General features: G+C 55.5%; 6 protein-coding genes. 4 read left to right on the forward strand and 2 right to left on the reverse strand.

What is annotated here, in order from left to right:
- Positions 1-234: 234 nt before the first annotated feature.
- From V7714_RS18640 to V7714_RS18650, 3 genes are all read left to right on the forward strand, one after another.
- A complete protein-coding gene (locus V7714_RS18640) occupies positions 235-1,995 on the forward strand; it encodes a PHA/PHB synthase family protein (protein WP_335711070.1) in 1,761 nt (586 codons plus the stop codon).
- 205 nt (positions 1,996-2,200) lie between these two features.
- Positions 2,201-3,382 (forward strand): acetyl-CoA C-acetyltransferase, encoded by a 1,182-nt coding sequence (locus V7714_RS18645; RefSeq protein WP_335711071.1) that lies wholly within the window; start codon positions 2,201-2,203, stop codon positions 3,380-3,382.
- 149 nt (positions 3,383-3,531) lie between these two features.
- The gene (locus V7714_RS18650) at positions 3,532-3,735 is read left to right on the forward strand and encodes a DUF3460 family protein (RefSeq protein ID WP_308447075.1); all 204 of its coding nucleotides are present in this window, start codon (positions 3,532-3,534) and stop codon (positions 3,733-3,735) included.
- Positions 3,736-4,302: 567 nt separating this feature from the next.
- Here the strand turns inward: V7714_RS18650 and V7714_RS18655 are convergent.
- Positions 4,303-4,785 (reverse strand): DUF3060 domain-containing protein, encoded by a 483-nt coding sequence (locus tag V7714_RS18655; protein WP_335711072.1) that lies wholly within the window; start codon positions 4,783-4,785, stop codon positions 4,303-4,305.
- Between the two features lie 804 nt (positions 4,786-5,589).
- Here V7714_RS18655 and V7714_RS20650 point away from each other — a divergent pair.
- A complete protein-coding gene (locus V7714_RS20650) occupies positions 5,590-6,345 on the forward strand; it encodes a restriction endonuclease (RefSeq protein ID WP_442891409.1) in 756 nt (251 codons plus the stop codon).
- A 23-nt stretch (positions 6,346-6,368) separates the two neighbouring features.
- Here V7714_RS20650 and V7714_RS18660 read toward each other — a convergent pair whose 3' ends face one another.
- Complete coding sequence (locus tag V7714_RS18660) at positions 6,369-7,298, reverse strand: HNH endonuclease (RefSeq protein WP_335711073.1); 930 nt, start codon at positions 7,296-7,298, stop codon at positions 6,369-6,371.
- Positions 7,299-7,430: the final 132 nt, after the last annotated feature.

Genomic DNA, 7,430 nt, shown 5'->3' on the forward strand with positions numbered 1-7,430 from the left:
TGCTTAAGAATTAAGCGCTTGTGATGGCCCAGGAAGTGGCGAATATTACCAAGGTATTGCTTTTACAGTGCATTTTTGACCGAGCGCTAGACAAGATGGATTGTCATGGATTGGCGCTTGTGTCTGCTGGTAGGGCATGCCTAAAATGCGGGCGCGTACAAATTTGCTGCGTTGCAGCATCTACCCTGCCCACACACATACAAAAAAACGGGCAAACCGATCAGGAGACAGCGCTTGAGCCAGTCCAGTACCGAACCCCAAGCAGGCAGCGAATCCCAGCCTTATCAGGCCTTTCTGCAATCGTTGACCGACGCCAACCGCAAATTGCTGGAAAACTTTGTGGGCGGCATGCGCCCAGCCGGCGACAGCCAGCCCAAGGCGTTTGAGCAGTTCATGCAGGGGCTGATGGGCAACACCCAGCAACTGGTGGGCCTGCAGAGTAGCTACTACCAGCAGCAGATGGATCTCTGGATGGGTCTGCTGGGTACCCGCGAGAAGCAGCCTAACCCGCCCGCCAGCAAGGGTGATCGCCGCTTCGCCGCACCCGAATGGGCCCAATACCCGTTCTATGACTACATCAAGCAGCAATACCTGCTCAGCGCCAAGTGGCTGAACGAGCTGGTCGATGGTGTGCCGATGGATGACCCCACCCGCGTCAAGGTGGGCTTCTACACCCAGCAGTTCATCGACGCCATGTCGCCCTCCAATTTCGCTCTGACCAACCCCGAAGTCATCAAGCTGGCGCTGGATACCAAGGGGGAGAGCCTGGCCGAAGGGCTGCGCAAGCTATCTGAGGACATGGCCAAGGGCCATATCTCGATGACCGACGAATCGCAGTTCGCCGTGGGCGAGAACCTGGCGGTCACACCCGGCACGGTCGTGTTCGAGAGCCCCTTGTTCCAGCTGATCCAATACACACCGACGACGACCCAGGTATACGAGCGGCCCGTGTTGTTTGTGCCGCCGGCGGTGAACAAGTACTACCTGATGGATCTGCAGCCCGACAACTCCATGGTTCGCCATTTCGTGGCACAGGGCTACACGGTATTCATGGTGTCCTGGCGCAGCATCACCCCCGAGCTGGGCAAGCTGACCTGGGACGACTATGTCGAGAGCGGCGTGATCAAGGCTGCCGAGGTGGTGCGCGACATCAGCAAGCAGGACAAGATCAATGTGCTGGGCTTCTGCATAGGCGGCGTGATCCTGGCGACCACCCTGGCGGTGATGAAAGCCCGCGAGCTGGATTGGTTCGAGAGCGTGACCTTCATGACCTCGCTGATCGACCACACCGAACCGGGCGATATCAAGCAGTTTGTTGACGAAGAGCTGGTGAAGAACCGCGAGGCCAAGCTGGCCGAGGGGGGCGTGATCAGTGGCAAGGAGCTGGCCCGCGCCTTCTCCATGCTGCGCGCCAATGACCTGATCTGGAACTACGTGGTCAACAACTACCTCAAGGGCAAGACCCCCCCCCCGTTTGATCTGCTGTACTGGAACAACGATTCGGCCAACCTGCCCCTGCCCATGCACACGTTCTTCCTGCGTAATATGTACCTGGAGAACAACCTGGCCAAGCCTGGTGCCATGAAGGTCTGCGGTGTGCCGGTGGATGTGGCCAAGTACGACTGGCCCATCTATATCTTTGCCGCCCGCGAAGATCATATCGTGCCGTGGCAGTCGGCTTACCGGGGCACCCAACTGCTGGGCAGCGACAAGGTGCGCTATGTATTGGGCGCATCGGGCCATATTGCCGGCTCGATCAACCCGGTCGGCCCCAACAAGCGCAATTACTGGGTTAACGATGACCACCCGGCCGACGCCGACAGCTGGCTGGCTGGTGCCGAGAGCCGCCCAGGGAGTTGGTGGCAGGATTGGGATAACTGGCTGGCGCCGCAATCGGGCAAGCAGGTAACCGCGCCCAAGAAGCCGGGCAATACCCGCTACAAGGCCATCGAGCCGGCGCCGGGTGCGTATGTCAAGGCCAAGGTCGGCGCCTGATGGCAGACCGGGCCGGCAGGCATGGCGTCTCGGGCCGTTGCCGGCCTTCTGTCTGCCAGCCGGCTGCGGGCTTGAACAAATCCCGCTATGGCGGGCACTGAGTAGTAGCACAACTGGAATCCAGCCCCATCCATATGGGGTGTAATGCAGACGCCGCGCCAGCTTGATGCTGCGGGCGGCCTCCCCACCCAAGTAGGAGCAAATCATGACTGAAGTCGTAATCGTTGCCGCACAGCGTACTGCCATAGCCTCGTTCGGCGGCAGCCTGGCCAAGGTGTCTGCCCCCGATCTGGGTGCCACCGTCATCAAGGCACTGCTGGAGAAGACCGGCGTGGCCCCTGAGCAGATCAGCGAAGTGATACTGGGCAATGTGCTCACCGCTGGCCTGGGCCAGAATCCAGCCCGCCAGGCACTGATCAAGGCAGGCATTCCGGTGCATGTGCCCGCACTGACCGTCAACCAGGTGTGCGGTTCTGGCCTCAAGGCCACCCATCTGGCGGTGCAATCCATCCTGTCGGGCGATAACGATATCGTCATCGCCGGTGGCCAAGAGAACATGTCGCTGGCACCGCACCTACTGCCCAACTCGCGCGATGGCATACGCATGGGCAGCGCCACCCTGGTGGACAGCATGATGTACGACGGCCTGACCGATGTGTACAACCAATACCCCATGGGCATCACCGCCGAGAATATCGCCACCAAGTACAACATCAGCCGTCAGGAGCAGGACGAGCTGGCATTGGCCTCGCAGAACAAGGCCGAGGCCGCCCAAAAGGCAGGCCGCTTTGCCGACGAAATCACCCCCGTGCTGGTGCCGCAACGCAAGGGCGATCCGGTTGCATTTGCCAGCGACGAATACATCAAGCTAGGCACCACCATGGATGCCCTGGCCAAGCTGCGCCCGGCCTTCAACAAAGAGGGCAGTGTCACGGCCGGCAATGCCTCGGGTATCAACGACGGCGCCGCAGCCCTGATGCTGATGAGTGCGGCCAAGGCTGCCGAGCTGGGCCTCAAGCCCTTGGCACGTGTGGCTGGCTATGCCTCGGCGGGTGTGGAGCCCAGCATCATGGGCATGGGCCCGGTGCCCGCCACTCAGCGTGCGTTGGCCCGCGCCGGTTGGACGCTGGACCAGGTCGACCTGATCGAAGCCAATGAGGCCTTCGCCGCCCAAGCACTGGGGGTTGCCCGTGAGCTGAAGTGGGACTGGAACAAGGTCAACGTGAACGGCGGCGCAATAGCGCTGGGCCACCCCATCGGTGCATCGGGTGCCCGCGTGCTGGTCACCCTGCTGCACGAGCTGGCACGGCGTGATGCCAAGCGGGGTCTGGCTACCCTCTGCATCGGCGGCGGCATGGGCGTGGCCCTGTGTGTGGAACGCATTTGATCCGGCCACCGCGCTGTAACAACAAGCCCCTGCCTTCGTGCAGGGGTTTGTTTTTTCGGGCATGCCTGCAGCTGGCTCAAGTCCCTGCATGCGCTTAGGGTATCTGGCGGTATAATGACAGTCTGGATTTAGGCTAGAGGTAACCCATCATGGCATTGCTGTTCAAAGACACCACATACGTATCCGAAACCACCCAGTTCCTGCGTGAGTTCCTCGACAAGAACCCGGAAGTGGCCAAGGGCCAGGTGGAAGGCCGCGCACTGCTGTGGGACAAGCAGGTAGATCGCGGTTTTCAGGCCGAAGCAGAGGCAGGCCGGGTGAACCAGAAGGCCTATGTGTATCAGCCGGACTGAGTGGGTAGCGCAGGTGTAAGCAGCGCCGGCCTTGTGCCGGCGTTGTCGTTTGTACCGCTTCGGTTCATTGCTGAGATGGTTCAATCCTCAATGGCTTCTGTCCCAGATCGGGTATATGCCGCTTGCAGAAGCTGAGGCAAACTACTATCGGCAACTATCCCGTCAGGCAGCTGTATCGGCCTGACTTAAACCAAACAGCCTCTACGGAAGTCGGGGCGGTTCATTACAAGAGGTGGCTGAGTATTTCGGATTGCATTACGCATCGGTAAGCAGGATTGTGTCTTGTAATGCAAAATACAAGACCTGACCCAATACTGTTTGGTTAGATGCATTTCGCCTATGGTGAAGCACCATCAACCAGGACTGCCTTGGTTTATGCCATTAACGCTTCCTGCTGAAGGCTGGGTGTAGCATAGATCCAGAATCTTCTATCCGAACAGTATTGAGACCTGCCCCCAATTCTGCACGACCAAAGGCAGCACATAGCTGAAGTTGCACCTATCGCTTGAGTTACTGCATCAGTTTGGAAATCTTTTGTTATCAAGGCGCTAAGTTGACGATATCCGCTTACTGCCTGCTGATCTGGTTATCATTACCCGAGCTCTGCACCTGCGGCTTTTGTCCATTCAATGCCTGTGCCCACCTTACCTGGTTATCGTTACCCACTACCTGCACCTTGCCCAGTTGCTCTATCGTAATCTGGTTTTCATTCCCGCTTACATTGACCTGGGGGCAAGCTCCACTGAGGCTGATCTGGTTGCCATTACCCTGTATGCTCACAGGCTGGCCATTGCATGACGTAGATTTGCTCATGTCATTACCCATAATGCGCCCGCCATCAACGCGCCTAGCCTGCTTGCCTGGGCCATTGCCCTGAACCGCATTCACACTCGCCCCCGGTGTCTTGACATTCACAATTGCATTGGCACCGTTATCCTGTGCCTTGACGCTGATGCCCGGCATATTCACCGATACATCACCCGCACAAGCATTGTAGGCACTACTGCCTGCCAATAATAAAACCGCCAACATATGTTTTTGGATTGCCATCAATCTGCCCTATTCATCTCAAAGATTGTTCGTGCTGTCTGACTACTGCCTAGAAAAACGGTACCAGTAGACAGGGTGCTGATCGGCGACACAAGAAGCAGTATTTACATTTCGAGCATCCAATTAATGCGGTATGCCAAAGGAATGCCGGTCGCCGCAACAGCTCGACGCGTCGAAGCGACCAAATCGCTGGCCATCCAGACCGGCGTAAACCGCACATGCAAGGATTGCGGTGGGGGAGCCTGCCTCGGTACGCGGACACATGGCAACTTTATGCTTCCCATATGGTTCCACTCTCTGTACGAAAGGTGGCAGCTTTATGGTTCCAGCCGCGAAATCGTGGAGCCATAAAGTTGCCGCATTCCGAGAGGCGAAGCGTAAAGTTGCCGCGCAATCGGCCAGGAATGCGAGGCTGAGTGATCTGGAAGTGGGCCGCTGGAATCGTTGCGGAGACTGGGTTCCCGGCTCAGGTGAGTCGGAGCGCAGGAGATTTCGCGGGGTCTGTTCTTACGAGGCTTGTAAGAGATCGCGACAAAAGGGAAGCATAAACCTGCCACGGCGGCAAGTTTATGGTTCCCGTCACAAATTAGTGTGACGGGAACCATAAAGTTTCCGGGGTGAGGAAGCATAAAGTTGCCACGCGGCCAGCAGACTTACTATCGGACGTATGTATGCAGGCTGAACGAAAGGGCGATGGTAAGCAGCGCCGACCAGACGTAGCCGCCATCACGGGCACCAAATTTGTTCGAGTATGAAGCGCACGTTATCATGGTCACGGTAGAGCATTATTGGGGATAATCGAGAGTGGATAAGTCGTCGTCGCCAAGCTGGGAGCGATACGAGCGGTTGGTTGCAGAGCTAGTTCGCAATCAATTGCCGACGGAGTATTGCGTTACGCCCAATGCACGTGTGAAAGGACTTCTTAGTGGACGGGTTAGGCAGATCGACGTACTCATCGATTCCCGCCATGCCGCCTGCGAAGGGTTTCGGCTGATAGTCGACGCCAAAGCTCGTGGGCGTCGAATAGATGTAACCCACGTCGAAGCTTTTAGGGGGCTAATGGAGGATGTGGGGGCAACCCACGGATACCTGGTTTGCCCTCATGGATTTTCGGAGGCTGCAGAGCGTAGAGCTCAGGATGCGGTCTCAATCAGGTTGTTGCCATTGGATCGTTTGGAGAACTTCGATCCATCTACCTGGCCACAATGCTTGGCAAGTGCTCGCTGCAAGGGCAGGATCTTCTGGGACGGCTATCCCGCGGTGGAGATGACGCTAGCACCGGCAAACGGCAAGTCCGAATATTTGCGTACCAGCTATGTGCATTATGTGGGTAAATGTGATCGATGTAGTAAATTCCACGTCAAATGCACGTCGTGCGGGGACTGCTTTGGGCTGGAGCACGATGCAGATGAATACGATATTGGAAAGAAATGTAAATGCGACATGCCTTGGCTTTGGCTAGCCTCTATAGAAGACGATGGGGCAGGAGGGAAGTCAGCCGAGCTACATTTCGTACGTGGCGTCGATTTCGTCGATACGGTTAGTAGGCGATCGCTATAGTTTTTTCGCGATTAGTTGGCGCACTATCTTGTGCGAAAGACGAATCGCCTGTGAAACTCCAAATAAGCGCTCTGTGCGACTGAAAATTTACCGACATGCGTTGCAGAATCTATTCCCCAAGCCTCTAAAATTTTAATGGTGTCATCTCCTTGGATAAGTATCTCCCCATCTGCCGAAAAGGAAATGTAGCCTCTGTCAAATAGACGATCTACATGTGGCGCCAACAGCAATCCATTTTGACCATCAAGCTTTTCAGCATCATCCGACAGTCGCCAAGGCTTTATATGACTTGCTATTAAAACGTCTGCATTTGTAACTCCTGTGACTCGACAACGTTGCTCAATCTTCATAACACGCTTCCTAAATAAGCCTTGCCCAATTCGAGCTAGGCAAAGATGTGCTTTGGTTGTGGAAGGTCTATTGGATAGATTAATGTCGATCTCTGTCGCAATGTTGGCGATATTTCTGCTGTCGCCCTCTGTATGTAATAACGTGCCCGTGTTTAAGGAATCAATCGCTAATATTAAATATTTGGCCAGTTCGATTGATATTTCAGCGAGATAGCATTTTTGATTTCCATTGCCTGTGGATGCCACCAGTGGGGAGTATACCTTGGGAAGTAATGGTCGAATTTCCTCAATTTTTGATCTTGGTTTGAAAGGGATGTCAAGAATGTTCCACAGAATAGGGACAAGTAAGCCGTCCATATTCCAGTACGCATCGCTTCCAAAAGATTTAGGCCGTTCTGCTTCGGAGAAAGCAGCTAAGGCAACTCCAATGGCGCGAATGTGAGAATCTGCGTAAGAGAATATCAAGTCACCGGTGCTAACGTCCCGGAGATTTTCGTAAAACTGACTTCTGTTCCCATTTTGCTCGGATTTAGGTGACCAAATGTACCCGCCGTCTATTTCTGCACGAAATGTCTTTTTATGGTTAACCCACCAATTGCGCATATCCGTTGTGCTCCGAAATCACCAACATAAGAATGGTCGCCTAGTTAAAACTACCGCTACGGCCTCAGGCTTGCCGAGTATGCATTCCCATATTGTATGTATATACGTTCCAGCACGCTTTGGGGAGTGTAC

The sequence above is a fragment of the Chitinimonas sp. JJ19 genome, from assembly GCF_036961565.1.
GTDB lineage: Bacteria > Pseudomonadota > Gammaproteobacteria > Burkholderiales > Chitinimonadaceae > Chitinimonas.

Excerpts from the sequence above, each read along its gene's own strand:
- V7714_RS18660 (WP_335711073.1), bottom strand. The coding sequence starts at position 7,298 with ATGCGCAATTGGTGGGTTAACCATAAAAAGACATTTCGTGCAGAAATA.
- V7714_RS18655 (WP_335711072.1), bottom strand. The coding sequence starts at position 4,785 with ATGGCAATCCAAAAACATATGTTGGCGGTTTTATTATTGGCAGGCAGT.
- V7714_RS18645 (WP_335711071.1), top strand. The coding sequence starts at position 2,201 with ATGACTGAAGTCGTAATCGTTGCCGCACAGCGTACTGCCATAGCCTCG.
- V7714_RS18650 (WP_308447075.1), top strand. The coding sequence starts at position 3,532 with ATGGCATTGCTGTTCAAAGACACCACATACGTATCCGAAACCACCCAG.